We start from the raw sequence: 14,895 nt of genomic DNA, 5'->3' as shown, positions 1-14,895 counted from the left end.
GGCCGACCGTCGCTCTCGTCGGCCCAGAAATCAACGTTTAAGCGCTCGCCAGCGAAAGCGCGGCACATGACACGTACGTCGCCCGGCCCGACCGTCGGTGTGGTCGGCGGTGGGCAACTCGGACGCATGATGGGAGAGGCGGCCGCGCCGCTGGGCGTCGAACTGGTCGTCGCCGACCCGACGCCGGACTGTCCGGCCACGCCGGTCGTCCGCGACCAGTTGGTCGGCGACTTCGACGACGAGGAGACGTTCCGCCGACTGGCCGAGCGCGCGGACGTCCTCACCTACGAGATAGAGCTGGCCGACCCCGACGTCCTCGAACGAGTCGCCGAGGAGACGGGGACGCCGGTCCACCCCGATCCCGAGACGCTCCGGACCATCGAGGACAAACTCGTCCAGAAACGGCGGCTCTCCGAGGCTGGGGTTCCGGTCCCGGCGTTCCGCGCCGTCGAGACGGCCGAGGACTTGCGCGAGGCCTGCGAGGAACTCGGCTACCCCGCGATGCTGAAGGCCCGCACTGGCGGCTACGACGGGCGCGGGAACGTCCCGGTCTCCGGTCCCGAAGACATCGAGGCGGCCGTCGACGACGTCGCCGGCCCGGCGATGGTCGAAGAGATGGTCGACTTCGAGCGTGAACTGGCCGTGATGGGTTGTCGCGGCGACGGCGAACGCGACACGTTCCCGGTCACCGAGACCATCCACGAAGAAGAGATCCTCCGCGAGAGCGTCGCGCCGGCCCGCGCGAGCGAAGCGGTCCGTGACCGCGCCCGCGAGGTGGCGCTGGACGTCTTAGACGTGATGGATGGCCGCGGCGTCTTCGGCATCGAACTGTTCCAGACGGCCGACGACGAGATTCTCCTGAACGAAATCGCCCCGCGGCCGCACAACTCCGGCCACTGGACCATCGAGGGCTGTCACACCTCGCAGTTCGAACAGCACGTCCGGGCGGTGCTGGGGATGCCGCTGGGAACGACCGAGCAGCGCGACCCCACCGTCTCGACGAACATTCTGGGCGACGTCGACGAGCGTCAACCAGCGGTGCTGTACGGCGACGACGCCGTGTTCGACACTGACCGAGCGCACCTCCACTGGTACGGCAAGCACGAGGTGTACGAGTTGCGGAAGATGGGCCACGTCACGATGCCCGGTGACGGCGAGCGCGACGTCGACGAGTTGCTCGCCGACGTCCGCGAGTTGCGCGACGGACTCACGTTCCGGGACTGATACTGGTGGCTGTAAGTTCGTAACGATATTCGCCGCCCCGGGGTGGCGAATTACTTCAGTTTGTTACAGCCACCAGTATGAGAACTCGCCCCTCGACAGCGGCGCCCCGCTCACGGCCCGCTACTCACTCTCGCTCACTCGTACCGAACCGAGTCGTCTTTGTCCGTCCGGTACCGAGCGAGGCTATGGACCGACGAGCATTTCTCCGGGCAGTCGGGCCGACCACGGCAGTCGGTCTGGCCGGGTGTATCGGTGGTAGGAGCGCCAACACCGACTACGACGTCGGGATGGGCGCGAAGGTGTTCCGGCCACAGGAACTGCGGGTCGAACCGGGCACCACCGTGACGTGGCTCAACACGAGCAAACAGGGCCACACCGTCACCGCCTACGAGGACACCCTCCCCGAGGGCGCCGACTTCTTCGCCTCGGGCGGGTTCGAGTCGGAACAGGCCGCCCGAGACGCGTGGGGGAACAGTTCGGACGGGACGCTGTTCGAGGGACAGTCCTTCGAACACACGTTCGAGGTGCGCGGCGAGTACCCGTACTTTTGCATCCCGCACGAACGCGGCGGGATGGTCGGCACCGTAGTCGTCACTGACGACCCGGAAACGACCGAAGAATAGTCGGCTGTGTGCCGAACGGAGTTAGGCTTCTTCGACTTCGACGTCTTCCTCGTCGACGTCGACGGCCGTCTCCTCTTCGGCGGCGACTTCCTCGGGGCGAGCCTCGAGGGTGGTCTTCTGGATCTCGACGCGGCGGAGGGGGTAGATCTCCTTGGCCTCGCCGTAGATGGCCGAGGAGAGACGCCCCTCGACGACGCTGTCGACGAGTTCCTCGAAGGTGCGGTCCTTCGCGGTCTCCTCGACGAGGTCGATCATCGTGCGGCGGATGGCTTTCTCCTGGGAGGCGTCGGCCTTCTTCGTCGTGACGGCGACCGGCTGAATCTGGACGCGGTAGTCGTCCGTCGTCAGCACGGTGATGAAGGCCTCGACCTTCGAGGAGCCGCGGCGGACGAGCGAGCGCAGGTAGTCCCGCGTTAGCTCGTGCTTGACGAACTCCGTGTACGCGGAGTCGCTGGCGACCTCGTTGATCTTGAAGGTCAGCTTCGTGTTGTTCTCGCTGGCGTCCTTGTTCAGTTCGCCCAGCGTCGTTTCGATGGTGCGACCGAGCACCTGGTCCGGTTCGTCTGCGGGTGTCTCACCGAGAACCTCCCGGTCGAACTGTTCGGGAGCCTGCACGGTGTACCACCGCTTTTGCTGTTTGCGCTTTGAGACGCTTCGTTCACTCATGGTTGGATTGTATGGATTGGTCGGATAGCTGTGCTGCGACCCGGAGGTTGACGACGTAGTCGTCGACGGTCGACTGCAACCCGCCCGTCGAGTCGCGCTCGACGGTGGTGACCACGGCGTCGTCTTCGACGCGGGTGGTCATCTCGTCGGTGTTGTCCGGCCGGAGTGCGGCCGCGACGCGTGCTGCGCGGGCTGGCGAGCCGTGTGTCGTGCGGATCTCGGCCCGTCTCATAGTGCCTCCCTGAACGCTTCGATGAGGTCCGCGGTCGGCACGTCGAATCTCGCGCTGGCGCGGGTACCGTGCCCAACCGCCTCGCCGTCGACGGCGTCGGCGGCGGCCCGCATCGTCGCGGCCACGTCCCGGTCGTCGGTGGCGCGGGCCGCGGCCTCGCCGTCCGTGACGACGAGCGTCACGGGTTCGGGCGCGCGGAAGTCGGCCACGAGACGGGCGACGGTGCCGACCGGCATCTGATCGCCGCGGGCGACGAACAGGCCGTCGTATCGGCCGGTCGTCGCGTCGTCGACGGCGGTGTGGGCCCGGCGGGCGTGGGTTCGCCACGCCGAGAGGGCGTCCTCGCGGACGCTGTCGTGCCCGAGCGCGAGTGCGACGCCCGTTCCCGGTCGCTCCCGGGCAACAGCGTCTAACACGTCGGCGTAGCCGCCGATCGTCTCGAACGGCCCGCCCACGTAGGGGTGGAGGACGCGACCGAGGGCGTCGGCGGCCCGCGGCGGCGCGTCGTCCACACCGGTGACCGACAGTGCGACCAGCGACGCGACGCGCCGGTGGTCGTCGTCGGTCGGGTCGGCGGGCAGGGCCAGTTCGGCCAGCGTCGCTCGTGCCTGCTCCTCGTCCCCCGAGAAGGGGCCCGAGAGCAGCGTCGAGTGGGCCAGTCCGTCGGCGAGGTCCGCGACCGGTACCGCGAGTCCGGGGCGGCGGTCGAGGCCCGCCTGTTCGGCGGCGCTCTCGACCGACCCGTCCACGTCGCCGCCAGCGATCGTGCCGGCGAGCGCGAGGGTCGGACTGGTCGCGGTGCCGAGTTCGCGCGCCACCTCGAAGGCGGCCGCGGTCGGCCGGTCGGCCAGCGTGTGGTCGGCAGTCGGGAGCGAGCGACCGAGGGCGACTGTCGCGTCGGCCTCCGTCGTCCGGTCGGGGTCGGCGAAGGGGGCGACGACGCTCGCCTGGAACGGCGTTCCGGCGGCGTCGAGTGCCCGTGCCAGTACGCCCGTCGCGGCCAGCGAAGCGCCGGTCGCGTCGCTGACGAGCCGAACGAAGTCGGCGGCGCCGAGCGACGCGGCGACGTCACTGGGGGCGGGGGCTGGCGGCTGTTCCCGACCGGTGGTCGACATCAGTCTTCGTAGAGCAGCGCGACGGCCTTGTCGTAGCTGTAGGTGAAGTCCTCGTCGAGTTCGTCACCGCGGTAGTAGTCGACGAGTCGGCGAATCTTCGACTGCGTGTTCTGGAGTGCACGCTTGTTCTGGTGGTCGCCGGGGTTCTCGTCCATGTGGTCGCGCAGACGCACTGCGCGCTCCATCAGGTTCCGGAGGTCCTCGGGGACGTCGCCGTCGGCGTCGTTCTCCTCGAGAATCTCGGTGACCTTCTTACCGGTCGCGAGTTTGACGTTCGGGACGGGCGTGCCCTGAACACCTTCGTCGCGTAGTTTGAGACCGATTTCGCTGGGCGAGTGACCCTGCTCTGCGAGTTCGACGACGCGCGCTTCGACGGCGTCGTCGTCGACGTCGCTCCACTCCGGGGGTTCGTCTGCCGCGGGCTTGTCCGAGTCGGACGAGCCGCGACGGCGTGTGTGCATTCGTGCCATTGTTGTCGATTGGAACCGCACGAACCGCTCGTCGCTGCCGGTAGCGAGGCGTATCGGCATCGGACGATGCCAAACACGGCCGCAATCCCGAGCCGTGGAATCCCACGGCGTGTCAGATTTGCGGTCGTGCTGTTCCCGTAGAGGCGTCGTCGGTCACGCGACTAAACCGTTTCCATCTCGTCTCCGTGGCCAGTAGACATTTGTACTGGTACATCCACGGTGGGTGCATGGATAGGCGTGCGTTCCTGCAAAGCGGCGTCGCGGTCACCGGCGCCGTCGTCGCCGGGTGTGCCAGCGACGGGCCGACGGGGACGCTCGCCACGTACGTCAGTGACCAGCCCGGCGACATCGGCGATTTCGAGTCCTGTGTCGTCTCCGTCGACGAGATTCGCGTCCTGCCGGCGGCGTCGGCCACCGGGACGGCAGACCACGACGGCGACGAACTGACCTTCAGCGTCAGCGGCGTCACCCTCGACCTCGTCGACCTGACCGGCGAGGCGGCCGCACTCGCCGAGACAGTAGAGCTCCGAACCGAGGAGTACGCCTACCTCAAACTCGGTATCTCGACCGTCGAAGCGTCGCTCGCGGACGGCGGCATGGCGATGGTCACGACGCCCGGGAACGCCCGCCTGAAGTTCCCGCAGTCGTTCGAGATTCGCACCGGCCGGACGACGCGCTTTACTGCGGACTTCACGCCGGTGGCTCGGGGCGGGACCGGCCGGTACGTACTCAAGCCAGTCGCCGAGGAGACTACCGTCAGCTACGGTGAGTAACGGTACCGAGCCACATTCAGTGTTCGATACCACGCCAAGAGTATTATGTCAGAAGCGACTGTAATAAACCATGCCGGGAAGGGGTGGCAGCGTCGGGTCTCGGGGGCAGAGTGCGCCGTTGGGAGTCGTACTCGTCCTCGCGGTCATGATCGTCTCGACGACGGCTGTCGTCGCGCTGGGTGCCGACGCCATCGCGAGTACGCAGAGCCAACTGGACACCGAGCGGACCAATAAAGTACTGACGCAACTGGACTCACAAGCCGCGCTCGTCGCGCTCGGTCAGTCGGAGGTCCAGCGAGTCGACCTCTCGGCGGTTGGGTCGAACAGATATCGGGTGGTCGATGGGACCGACGGCGGGGAGATACGTGTCGAAGTCGACGGCGTCGCGACGCCCATCATCGAACAGGAGATGGGCAAAGTCGTCTACGAGGGCGAGGGCGGAACGAGAGTCGCGTATCAGGGTGGTGGCGTCTGGCGGACGAACGCGGACGGGCAGGGAGTGATGGTCTCGCCACCTGAACTGCACTATCGGAACGCCACGCTGACGCTTCCGCTAGTGACGGTCTCCGGCGATTCGTCGCTCAGTGGGCAGGCCACCGTCACCGACAACGGGTCGATGCAGGCCTATCCGAACACGACGCTCGGTCGGACGAATCCCCTACAGAGCGGTCGCGTCAACGTCGTCGTCCAGAGCGAGTACTATCGAGCGTGGGGCGACTATTTCGAGGAGCGGACGGACGGCGGGGTGGCGTACGACCACGTGAACGAGGAGGTGACGCTTACCCTCTCTGTTCCAGCGACGAACCCCCCAGTCGCCGGCGGTATCGTCTCGGGGGCGCCCGGCACGTCGATGACCATCAAGAACAACGCCGAGGCAGACAGCTACAACTCCTCGAACGGCGACTACAGTGCGACGGTAGCAGAGGAGACCCGAATCATCGCTGCCGGCGACGTCGACGTCGAGAACAACGCCGTGATCAAGGGGAGTCTGGAGGCTGGCGGTGACGTCGATATCGCCAACAACGGTGAGATTCGTGGCAACCTCTCGTACGGCGGGACGGCCTCTGGAGGGGGGTATCCGGGCGGCGTCGACGGCTGGGACGAACAGAACGCGTCCGTCACCTCGCCGGACTCCGTGGAACTGCTCATCGACAATCGGCGAGTCGGCGCCGACGACAGCAGCGAGAACGACAACGACGACCCGAGCGTGGACATCGACGAGAGCACGAACACGCTGGAGAACTGCGGGTCGACCTGTGAGGTGACTGCCGGGACGTATTACCTAGATTATATGAACGTTCCGGGGACCCTCCGAATCGACAGCAGCGGTGGGCCAGTGAATATCGTCGTTGATGGCGACGTCACCCTTCCGAACAACGCGAACATCGAAGTCGTCGGTGGCAACCGCGTCAACCTCTACGTCGAAGGCGACGTGACCTACGGGCAGAACGCCTACAACTCCGTTACCGGTGACGAGGCCCCGAACTTCTGGGTGTACACGAACCCCGGCGCGAGCGCCACGTTCAACAACAACGCCGTCTTCGTCGGAGTCCTGTACGGTCCGGGGGACGGTGCCAATCCCGGGACGTCTGCGACGCTCGACAACAATGCGCACGTCTATGGCGGTATCGTCGGCGACGTCTCGTTCATCAGCAACAACTACGGCGTCCACTACGACGAAGCGCTGACGAACGTCCAGAGCGTCCAGAACGCGCGAACGATACCTGCACTGACCTACCTCCACGTCTCGGTCAACCGAGTCAACGTCACGGCGTCGTAATCAGCGCCGTGCGGGAGTGACAGTTCGGTTTCTCCGACGATACTCTCACCGTAGGCGGTCGCTCCGATGAAGCTATCAGTTCTCACCAATCGGCCATCGTGCTTATCACGGATGATATCTAAGTCGTCGCAATGCGATCGCCAATCGACTCCGAGGATGGCCAGCGGCGCCAACGCGCGCAGTCTGCGCCACTCGGGGTGGCACTGATGCTCGCCGTGATGATCGTCGCGACGACGACGGTGGTCGCGCTCAGTGCTGGCGCAATCACCGGCACGCAGTCGGAACTCGGCACAGAACGGACACAGAAGGCGATGACCGAACTGGACTCCCGGACGGCCCTCGTCGCACTGGGCCAGTCCGGCGTCCAGCAGGTCAGCCTCTCGGAGCGCGGCAGCCAGCAGTACCGCGTCGAGGAGGGCGCTGGGTGGATGAACCTCTCGTACGAGAACACGACGACGGGCACCCAGACCACGATCTACAACGAGACGATGGGTGCCGTCGTCTACGAGAGTGAGACCGACCGGACGATAGCGTATCAGGGCGGCGGCGTCTGGCAGTCAGGTCGCGGCGACCGCTCGGTGATGATCTCGCCACCGGAGTTCCACTACCGGAACGCGACGCTGACGCTCCCGCTCGTGACCGTACAGGGCGAGTCGTCGCTCGACGGGAAGGCGGTCGTCACCCACAACAACACCACGCGGTACTTTCCGAACAAGAAACTCAACACCCAGTTCCAGAACCCGCTGAACAACGGCCGCGTCACCGTCACGGTCAGGAGTCGATACTACCGTGCGTGGGGGGCGTTCTTCGAGACGCGAACAGACGGCGACGTCGAGTACGAACACACGAACAACGTCGTCACCGCGGAACTGGTCGCCCCCGTCGACAAGCAGCGGCTCACCTCCGCGACGTCTAGCCTCTCGGCGAGTGGGGGGTTCACCGTCAACGGGGGTGCGACGCACAACGACACCTGTGGGGCCGCGACCGACGTCTACACGGACAGCTACAACTCCAGTGGCACGACCAACGACTACTGTACGCAAGCGAGCAACGGGAACCTCGGGGACGACGGGGACGTCGTCTACGGTCGGAACATCGACATCAGCGGTGGCGCCGCCGGCGAGGACTTCAACGGTGACCTCGTCTCCGGTCGGAGCGTCGTCGTCGGGAACGGGGCCGGGAAACCGGACGTCGACGGGAACATCAGCTACACGGACAACTGCAGTCCCAGCGTAAGCGACTGCCAGAGTCGCATCGTCGACCCCGACGGGGGCGTCAAGCAGATCAGCGGCGTCGACCAGGCCGCAGCGATAAACGGCATCGTCCGCGACCGACTCGAAACGGCCGCCAGCGACAACGACAACGCCGGGACGCCGGCAGACGGCGCGAGCATCGATTACACCTCCGGCACCGCGGAACTGGAGGACGGGACGTACTACCTCACAGACCTGACCGTCGCGTCCGGCGACACGCTGACGCTCGATACGACGGGCGGCGACATCGTCCTCGCGGTGCAGGAGAACGTCGAACTGGGCGACGGTGCGACCATCGAGGTCGAAGGTCCGGGCACCGTCAGCCTCTACGTCGGCGGGACCGGCGGACACACGGACCACGTCTTCTTAGACGACGACGCCGCGGTGACGAACCTCGGTGACGACGCACCGCAGTTCCGCGCCTACGGTCGCGACAACCTGACCGTGACAATCGGCGGCGGGAGTAGTTCTCACCCGGCGAAGTACGTCGGCGTCATCTACGCGCCCCCGGGCGTCACTGGCACCGGCAGCGTGACTATCGACGGCGGCCTCGTCTACGGCGGTATCCTCACCGGCCAGACCACCATCGAAAACAGCGGAAAGGGCGGCATCCACTACGACGAGGCGCTACGGACCCAGAACATCCTCTCGCGGGACGACTCCGTCGTGAAGGTCACGTACATTCACGCGTCGGTCAATCAGGTCAACGTCACCAGCACCTGATCACGTATCGATGTTGACCCTGATGTCGTGATAGACGACGTAGACGCGGTCGATGTTGCCCGGATTGTACGTACACTCGACGCTCGTCTGACTCAGCAGAGTGCAACTGAAGCCGTATCTACTGTACACCTCGGCCCAGAGCGACGCTCGCGGCGTCGAACTCATCGTGATCTGGACGCTGTCGACGTCGGCAGACCGGTTCCGGTAGAAGACGTTCGAACCGCGGTGGTTCATCCGGACGAGTACCGTCGACCCGCTGAGACTCTGGACGTTGGGTCGGTTGACGCCCACTACCGTCACGAGCATCCGTTTCTCGTCGACGACGAGTGGCGGTTCGCGGACGACCACGCCGCCGTCGCGGTTCGTCCGGAACACGGCACCGGCCTCGTAGACGATTTTCCGGTCGTCGTTGCCCTCGTAGACGACCGGTCGGATATCTTTCGTTAAGGTCGTCGGTAGCCCGCCACTACCACCATCGAGTTTCACTTCCATCGTCACGTTGTCGCCGGTTCGAAGCTGGGACTCGCCGAGGCTGATCTCGGTCGCGCGACTCGGCGCACCGCGTTGGTGGATGTCCGCGACGTTGTCGGCGAGCACGTCGAAGGCGCGCTCTGCGCTCTCCAGTTGCTCGACGTCGCGAACGTCTTGCAGGCTCCCGAGGCCGCCCACCGAGATGAGTGCGATAGAGGCGACGATGAGCGTAAAGACCAGCGTGAAGCTCAGCACCTCGCTCACGGCGCGATCAGACATCGGTTATCACCAGTTCACTCGGGCTCGGACCTTTGTCGTACCAGATCTGGACGACGCCCCCGTCGGCCGTCGACCCGGACCTGAGGTCCGTCTTGACCTCCAGACTGACCGTGACAGACACCTCGGGGTCGGTCGACGTCAGGACGAGCGTCTCCTGATTCTCGACTGCGACGTCGTAGCTACTGCCCGAGACGCGGTCCGGGAACGTCTGGTTCATCCGGACCGTCGGACTCTGTCCGGCCCGGACCAACCGGTCGGCCCGTGAGAGATCAGACGCCACCTGATGTCCGATGATGGTGAGTTCCTCACGGACGACCTGTTCCCGTCGGTCGTTGACGTAGTCGGTGCCGGCGACGAGGAGGCCGGTTATCAGCAACGCCGATATCGACAGTGTCAGCGTGTACGACAGCGTCGTCGAGACGGCGCGATTATGCATCTGGCTCACCCGGTGCGACCCTGATGTCCGTCACGTACCGCAGGTTCGGTGTATCGTAGCTGTACTCGACGGTAATCTCGTAGTATGCGTCGGTCCAGTAGGGGTCGCCCGGTGTGATACCGAGCGCTCCCTCGTCGACGTTGGTGTTGAGCAGGCTCGACCCGCGGACGACCATCGAGTAGTTGCCGTGCATCGCCGTCGCGTTCTTGAACCGAATCTTGTAGTCCTCGATGGGGCCGTCGGGCGCCCCAGCGGCGAAGTGCATATTCTCACCGCTCGAGGTAATTCCGAGCGCGTCACATGGCTCGGCGGCCACGGTACCGCCTGTCACGTCGATGCGGACGAAGCTGTGTTTTTTCGTTACCTCACAGGCCTCCCTGGTTACCGACCCGCCGTCATTCTTGACGACGACGACACGGACGACATCGCCGGTCGGGTTCCAGATGTGCATCTGCCATGTGTTCGTGTTGCCGCTCGCTGCGAGTGAGTCATCCCTGACCTCTATCTCGAACGACGTGGCGTTGTTCGATCCGTCTATCTCGCTCGCATTGATGACGAACGCGCGCGTAGCATTCTCGCCGGCTATCCCGGACCGCGTGACGTCCTCAGCGACCACGTAGTTCGCACTCCCCGATGTGGACGTGAAGTCGTCGCCGGTCGAACTATTCTGGGCGATGCGCCGCCCGTCGACGTTGGCGCCGGGGTCGCCGGGTCTGTACGAGACGTTCACCAGCGTGCCGGTCATCGCCTGCTGTTGCTCTGTCTGCATGCTCGTGTTGTTGACAGCGAACGTGATGGCCTCGTCACGGACGCTGTCGGTGCTGTAGTTGTATCGGTTGGCGTCGTCCAGCGCGTAGCCGGCGTTGGTCTCGACCATCGCCCGCATCGCCAGCGCGTCGTCGCTGCCCGCCGTCTCGCCCCGGCTCGCGAGGTTCTCGGTGAAGATGGCGGAGTTGACGATGAGCGCCAGCGCGACGAACGTCACCGCGAGCGCGAACGCCGCGATGAGGATTATCTGCCCCCGGTCGTCGCGGTTTAGATCCGCCACGCGATCACCTCCACACGGACCGTGTTGTAGACGTTAGAGGGGAGGTTCGGTATCGGATACGTGTCCCTGTCGTCCCGTATGACCGTCGCGTTCCTCGTCTCGTTGGCGTCGTACAGGTGATCGTGGTCCATCAGCGTTATCGTGTGGCTCGCGCCGACGGCGTTGTCGCTCGGGACGCCGCTGTAGATGTACCGTCGACTGATGACGTCGCCGTCCTCGTTCTGGAACCAGAAGTAGACGTTGTAGGCGATGCCTCGCCTGTCGAACGACCGGTTGAGCATCTGACCCAGCGTGTTGTTCGGTGGCCCACTCGTATAGTAGCCTAAGTTCTCGTTCGTGCCGTGGAACTGCTCTGAGGTGTTGTTCCAGTAGAGGACGGCGGGCTTGAGCGAGTCGTTCTGTGCCGCCGCCGCCAGCACGCCACTCCCCGTCGCCTGCTGCTGGTTTTCGATGTGCTGGCTCGACGTACTCGCAGACAGCGGCGTCACCGCCGTCATCTGCAACGCGAAGACGAGACTCGACAGCAACATCAGTCCGGCGACGACTGCCTCCAGCGTGTGTGCTTGCCCGCGCATGTTACCACATCTCCACGTAGAGGGTGACGTCCTCCAAGTTCAGCGAGACGACCCGCAGTGCGGTCACCGTCTCGTCGTTCGTCGACGGCGGCGTGTCGCCGCGGGCGAGTCGGATGTCGCTCCCCACACAGTCTGACTGCTCCAGTAGCCGTTCGTCCGAGACATCCCAACACAGAATCTCCTCTCGTTCGCTCGGCTGTTTCGTCACGTTCCCACGGATGGTGACGTTGACGTGCTGCCGATTCGCGTCCAGTCCCAACTGCTCGCTGAGCGACTCGTCGTCGAACACACAGCGGCCCGGCCCGTTCCCATCGAAGAACTCGACGGTACAGAACCGGTCGATGGTGTACGGCTGGTCGGGCCCGCCGAGCGTCGACTTCGTCAACTGGTCTGCGACCCGGTTGGTGGTGACCGTCTCGTCCTGTGCCCCCGCCGTGAACGGAGACAGCAGGCCGGGAATGAACAGGAAGACGAAGATGAGCACCGCCAGAAAGAGACTCATCCCGATGGCGAAGTCGAGCGTCGTCTGTCCGCGCATCAGTTCCCCCGCCCCACTTCGAAGCCGTACCACTGACGGCCACCCAGCCTATCGGTGCTAGTTCCCTTGCCGTACATGTGTCGCCTCGCGCAGCCCCACGCTACGCGGTGTCTGACGGACTGTCGCACTCGACGCTCTTGTACATTGTGGCAGTCCCGGCCGGGAGTGCGGGACGGCAGCGACTCGCACGTTCGATTCGGTTCGATGGGTTTAAGAAAGCCCGTCGGATACGATTGGATGCAACGAGGGCTCGTAGATCAGGGGTAGATCACTCCCTTGGCATGGGAGAGGCCCCGGGTTCAAATCCCGGCGAGTCCACTCAAATTTTACCGGCGTAGCCGGGGAAATTACAACACGGAGAGCGAGTCGCTTCTTTCCGATTTCACCGGAATCGGGGTTCTGCGTATCTCCCTCTGGAAAGAGAGTTCACCCGGAATCCGGATGCACCCCTCGCTGTCCTGCGGTTATTTCGAGGGAGTGTCCTCTTTCGACATTTCTCGGAGGTGGTCGCTGTGTCGCGTAAGCGCGACCTCGCTCGTCCTACTACTGATTGGCCCTATCCTCGTGACGAGTTCGTCCGCGCGTCGCGCCTCCTGGAGGCGACCGACGAGGATGTTCGTCGAGCCATCGAGCGCCAATCACCGTCCGCACCAACTCGACCAGCCGGCAGCACCCCCTCGCGGGGTGACCCGGAAGCCCGAGCGTCTCCCCCGAACCCGGAGGGTGAGGGGAATCCTAACAGCGACACGCCGGGCCAGCACGTCGACGATGCCCACCCAACCAGTCCCGAATGAGCGTCGTCGAGCCGCCGGGACACCTGGGCGGGCTCGACCTCGCCGATAGATGTAACACTCCCGTACTGGCAGACCTTCTGGAAGAGCGCGACCTACTCGGTCACGGTCAACTTATCGACGGAACTCTCACAGAACGTGACACAGATCGCGTGCGCGTCGCTAAGTTCATTGCGGCGCATCCAGAGGGTACACCGCTCTCTCACGTCGTTTCGTACGCAGTCAAAGGTGTCTCGCCCGAAGCCTGCGAGCGTGTCGAAGGCTCTGATCCCGACTACCAGTTTGCATACCGCTTCGTCGACGACCTCGTAGCTCCCGAGGACCCCTACGTGCAGAAATCACGTTCCTCAGGGGTCCTGATGGTGACCCCAACCCTCCGCCTTCTTGACTTGATTACAGAAGGCATTACTCAAACGGCCCACCAGAACGAGGACCAGACGTACGACCGCCAATTCGTCCGCAACTACCTCAAGCGGGTTGATTCCGTCGACGACGACCTTCGTGACCTGCTGGTGGACAGTTTTACATCCTACCTCAATCGCATCGAGGACTACCGACTGCTGTTCGATGTCCACTTCGTCGGTCGTACTGGTGGTGAGACGACCCGCCGGATGACGAAGCGGTACAAGACGCGATTCAACGACGAGGGCCGTGTTTCCAAACAGTTCGCCCGGTTCAATGATGCTCTCGAATATGGTTACGAATACGCTGACAACGCCGTCCTCGCTACGTTCACTACCGACCCCAAACAACACGATTCCCTGCTAGCGGCTATCAACTCCATCAACGAAAACTTCAATCGCCTGCTCTCGTACTTCGACTCCGATCCTTCGACGAAGGACGACACTCGCTGCCCAGAGGTTCGAAATTGGCGACCCGACCTTGATAGTGATGTGACTGGACGGCCTCGATGCCGCCCCAACTATATCAAGGCGCTTGAATTTACCGAGAAGGGCTACCCACACCTGCATGTTCTGTTTTTTGACGTGCCAACACGTGAATCAGACGGAATGCCGTGGCTCTGCGATAAGCAAGAGATCGCGAAAAAGTGGAACGACTACGGTCAGGGCCGTATCATCGACACGTATCCGCTCGTCTACCGAGACGATCTCGATGACCTTGATGCCAACTTCGATACCGATGAAGGTTTCGTCGACTGGTACCGCTTCGGTGATCACAACCATGGTGACGGCTGGGTTCGTGACCGAACAAGGGCACACGATCTCATTGAATTCGATGATGAAGGCCAGTCTATGGAGTCGACAGCTGGCGCGTATCTCGGAAAGTATCTGAGTGCAACGTTTGGTTCGCTACTCGACGCCACGGAATCGTTTGAAGAATCTAAGGAAGAACTTAATTCGTATGCTGATAAAGCAGCGACCTGGAAACTTGCTCTTTACTGGGCATCGAACCGGCGGTTCTGGTCCTGTTCGAAACCGATTACTAAAGGCATTGACCCAGACGACCACCTACAAGACTTGAGCGTGCGTGAGGCTGTTCGTTGGTGTTCGCTTGATTCGACGAAAGCCGCTAGCGAGCAAGAGATACGTGACGACCTTGCACGTCGACAATGGGATGATATTGCTGATCTCGAAGCCGCAATTGACCGGGCAATCTCAGATGTGGAACAACCACCGGTTCGCTCAACATTACCTGAAAAATCGACTTTTTCCTGCGTTATTGACTATCTCGGAGCGTATGCGTACTGGGATATTCCGAATAACGAGTTTTTTCATAGTACTCAACATTTAGATACATATCCAAACTCAACTCATAACGACGAGAATATCTCGATATTCGATATTGAAACGGACTAGACTAAATGTCTGTGTTAGAAGCCTACTTGTTTGAATAAGTGAATGTCTAACCTTTTCCAGTACATTTTAGACCTTCACTGA

Annotated in this window: 15 protein-coding genes and 1 tRNA gene; 7 read left to right on the top strand and 9 right to left on the bottom strand. The window is 63.4% G+C overall.

Annotated elements, in window-relative coordinates; translation table 11 throughout:
* Positions 1-66: 66 nt before the first annotated feature.
* Entirely contained in the window at positions 67-1,224 is a 1,158-nt protein-coding gene (locus IEY28_RS13045) for a 5-(carboxyamino)imidazole ribonucleotide synthase (protein WP_188998340.1), read from the top strand.
* Positions 1,225-1,409: 185 nt separating this feature from the next.
* The gene (locus IEY28_RS13040; RefSeq protein WP_188998338.1) at positions 1,410-1,847 is read left to right on the top strand and encodes a plastocyanin/azurin family copper-binding protein; all 438 of its coding nucleotides are present in this window, start codon (positions 1,410-1,412) and stop codon (positions 1,845-1,847) included.
* Between the two features lie 21 nt (positions 1,848-1,868).
* Here IEY28_RS13040 and IEY28_RS13035 read toward each other — a convergent pair whose 3' ends face one another.
* From IEY28_RS13035 to IEY28_RS13020, 4 genes are read right to left on the bottom strand one after another with little or no spacing between them, the layout of a single operon-like run.
* Positions 1,869-2,513, bottom strand: a complete 645-nt coding sequence (locus IEY28_RS13035) for a 30S ribosomal protein S3ae (protein WP_166971362.1) — start codon at positions 2,511-2,513, stop codon at positions 1,869-1,871.
* Positions 2,506-2,745 (bottom strand): KEOPS complex subunit Pcc1, encoded by a 240-nt coding sequence (locus IEY28_RS13030; RefSeq protein ID WP_188998335.1) that lies wholly within the window; start codon positions 2,743-2,745, stop codon positions 2,506-2,508. The genes IEY28_RS13035 and IEY28_RS13030 overlap by 8 nt, the downstream gene beginning before the upstream one ends.
* Complete coding sequence (locus IEY28_RS13025; RefSeq protein WP_188998332.1) at positions 2,742-3,860, bottom strand: hypothetical protein; 1,119 nt, start codon at positions 3,858-3,860, stop codon at positions 2,742-2,744. Before IEY28_RS13025 ends, IEY28_RS13030 begins: the two co-directional genes overlap by 4 nt.
* The gene (locus tag IEY28_RS13020) at positions 3,860-4,330 is read right to left on the bottom strand and encodes a 30S ribosomal protein S15 (protein WP_166971356.1); all 471 of its coding nucleotides are present in this window, start codon (positions 4,328-4,330) and stop codon (positions 3,860-3,862) included. Before IEY28_RS13020 ends, IEY28_RS13025 begins: the two co-directional genes overlap by 1 nt.
* 227 nt (positions 4,331-4,557) lie before the next feature.
* On the opposite strand from IEY28_RS13020, the gene IEY28_RS13015 reads away from it, so the two are divergent.
* From IEY28_RS13015 to IEY28_RS13005, 3 genes are all read left to right on the top strand, one after another.
* The gene (locus IEY28_RS13015; RefSeq protein WP_188998330.1) at positions 4,558-5,103 is read left to right on the top strand and encodes a DUF4382 domain-containing protein; all 546 of its coding nucleotides are present in this window, start codon (positions 4,558-4,560) and stop codon (positions 5,101-5,103) included.
* Positions 5,104-5,173: 70 nt separating this feature from the next.
* Positions 5,174-6,883 (top strand): DUF7289 family protein, encoded by a 1,710-nt coding sequence (locus IEY28_RS13010; RefSeq protein ID WP_229783138.1) that lies wholly within the window; start codon positions 5,174-5,176, stop codon positions 6,881-6,883.
* Positions 6,884-7,014: 131 nt separating this feature from the next.
* On the top strand, positions 7,015-8,859 hold the full coding sequence (locus tag IEY28_RS13005) for a DUF7289 family protein (RefSeq protein ID WP_188998328.1): 1,845 nt from the start codon (positions 7,015-7,017) through the stop codon (positions 8,857-8,859).
* Here the strand turns inward: IEY28_RS13005 and IEY28_RS13000 are convergent, their stop codons facing one another.
* From IEY28_RS13000 to IEY28_RS12980, 5 genes are read right to left on the bottom strand one after another with little or no spacing between them, the layout of a single operon-like run.
* Positions 8,860-9,609 (bottom strand): DUF7289 family protein, encoded by a 750-nt coding sequence (locus tag IEY28_RS13000; RefSeq protein ID WP_188998326.1) that lies wholly within the window; start codon positions 9,607-9,609, stop codon positions 8,860-8,862. It lies immediately after the preceding gene.
* Entirely contained in the window at positions 9,602-10,045 is a 444-nt protein-coding gene (locus tag IEY28_RS12995; protein ID WP_188998324.1) for a DUF7266 family protein, read from the bottom strand. Before IEY28_RS12995 ends, IEY28_RS13000 begins: the two co-directional genes overlap by 8 nt.
* The gene (locus tag IEY28_RS12990) at positions 10,038-11,093 is read right to left on the bottom strand and encodes a DUF7261 family protein (protein WP_188998321.1); all 1,056 of its coding nucleotides are present in this window, start codon (positions 11,091-11,093) and stop codon (positions 10,038-10,040) included. The genes IEY28_RS12995 and IEY28_RS12990 overlap by 8 nt, the downstream gene beginning before the upstream one ends.
* Positions 11,081-11,668, bottom strand: coding sequence for a DUF7288 family protein (locus IEY28_RS12985; protein WP_188998318.1), 588 nt, complete (start codon positions 11,666-11,668; stop codon positions 11,081-11,083). The genes IEY28_RS12990 and IEY28_RS12985 overlap by 13 nt, the downstream gene beginning before the upstream one ends.
* 1 nt (position 11,669) lies before the next feature.
* Entirely contained in the window at positions 11,670-12,206 is a 537-nt protein-coding gene (locus IEY28_RS12980; protein ID WP_229783137.1) for a DUF7287 family protein, read from the bottom strand.
* 246 nt (positions 12,207-12,452) lie between these two features.
* Between IEY28_RS12980 and IEY28_RS12975 the strand changes: the two genes are divergently transcribed.
* A tRNA-Ala gene (locus IEY28_RS12975) sits at positions 12,453-12,524 on the top strand.
* Between the two features lie 472 nt (positions 12,525-12,996).
* Positions 12,997-14,814 (top strand): DUF8148 domain-containing protein, encoded by a 1,818-nt coding sequence (locus tag IEY28_RS12970; protein ID WP_229783136.1) that lies wholly within the window; start codon positions 12,997-12,999, stop codon positions 14,812-14,814.
* The last annotated feature ends 81 nt before the right edge of the window (positions 14,815-14,895 follow it).

The organism is Haloarcula pellucida, from assembly GCF_014647235.1.
In the GTDB taxonomy this organism is placed as follows: domain Archaea; phylum Halobacteriota; class Halobacteria; order Halobacteriales; family Haloarculaceae; genus Haloarcula; species Haloarcula pellucida.
This window is presented reverse-complemented; position numbering and strand designations above follow the sequence as displayed.

Bases quoted from the DNA above. Each gene is read 5' to 3' on its own strand.
- IEY28_RS12985 (WP_188998318.1), bottom strand. From the start codon at position 11,668: ATGCGCGGGCAAGCACACACGCTGGAGGCAGTCGTCGCCGGACTGATG.
- IEY28_RS12970 (WP_229783136.1), top strand. From the start codon at position 12,997: ATGAGCGTCGTCGAGCCGCCGGGACACCTGGGCGGGCTCGACCTCGCC.
- IEY28_RS13005 (WP_188998328.1), top strand. From the start codon at position 7,015: ATGCGATCGCCAATCGACTCCGAGGATGGCCAGCGGCGCCAACGCGCG.
- IEY28_RS12995 (WP_188998324.1), bottom strand. From the start codon at position 10,045: ATGCATAATCGCGCCGTCTCGACGACGCTGTCGTACACGCTGACACTG.
- IEY28_RS13020 (WP_166971356.1), bottom strand. From the start codon at position 4,330: ATGGCACGAATGCACACACGCCGTCGCGGCTCGTCCGACTCGGACAAG.
- IEY28_RS13015 (WP_188998330.1), top strand. From the start codon at position 4,558: ATGGATAGGCGTGCGTTCCTGCAAAGCGGCGTCGCGGTCACCGGCGCC.
- IEY28_RS13010 (WP_229783138.1), top strand. From the start codon at position 5,174: ATGCCGGGAAGGGGTGGCAGCGTCGGGTCTCGGGGGCAGAGTGCGCCG.
- IEY28_RS13040 (WP_188998338.1), top strand. From the start codon at position 1,410: ATGGACCGACGAGCATTTCTCCGGGCAGTCGGGCCGACCACGGCAGTC.
- IEY28_RS13025 (WP_188998332.1), bottom strand. From the start codon at position 3,860: ATGTCGACCACCGGTCGGGAACAGCCGCCAGCCCCCGCCCCCAGTGAC.
- IEY28_RS13030 (WP_188998335.1), bottom strand. From the start codon at position 2,745: ATGAGACGGGCCGAGATCCGCACGACACACGGCTCGCCAGCCCGCGCA.
- IEY28_RS13000 (WP_188998326.1), bottom strand. From the start codon at position 9,609: ATGTCTGATCGCGCCGTGAGCGAGGTGCTGAGCTTCACGCTGGTCTTT.
- IEY28_RS13035 (WP_166971362.1), bottom strand. From the start codon at position 2,513: ATGAGTGAACGAAGCGTCTCAAAGCGCAAACAGCAAAAGCGGTGGTAC.
- IEY28_RS12980 (WP_229783137.1), bottom strand. From the start codon at position 12,206: ATGCGCGGACAGACGACGCTCGACTTCGCCATCGGGATGAGTCTCTTT.
- IEY28_RS13045 (WP_188998340.1), top strand. From the start codon at position 67: ATGACACGTACGTCGCCCGGCCCGACCGTCGGTGTGGTCGGCGGTGGG.